At 32.5% G+C, this 317-nt stretch carries 1 protein-coding gene; it reads right to left on the bottom strand.

From position 1 onward, the window contains the following. On the bottom strand, nucleotides 1-215 hold a 215-nt coding region (locus A0765_RS10400), incomplete at its 3' end, for a TnpW family protein (protein WP_218837449.1). Nucleotides 216-317: the final 102 nt, after the last annotated feature.

Below are 317 nucleotides of genomic sequence, written 5' to 3' on the forward strand. Positions count from 1 at the left end.
ATAAAATTAGAATATACTTCGCTGTTTTTCCCGTTGCTACTTGTCAAGGACTTTTTAATCAAAATCATCTTTTTTTCATCCAATTTTCTCCTAAGCTCCCTCAGCATTATTTCAGTTGCATTTTCATTGAAATGGACAAGAAGCTCATAGGTTGTCTTTCCAATCTTTCTCTTTGCGCTACTGCCTTTTTTATCTATGTTTCTCAGTTCTTCCATAAATTCTCCTTTCCGTTTTTGAATGTTTGACAAGAAAAGAGGAAGTATCAGCTATTTGCTTTTACTTCCTCTCTCTAATTTTATTTAATTGTTTTTCTTCGA

Origin of the sequence: Streptococcus cristatus, from assembly GCF_001588905.1 — a bacterium.
GTDB lineage: Bacteria > Bacillota > Bacilli > Lactobacillales > Streptococcaceae > Streptococcus > Streptococcus cristatus_N.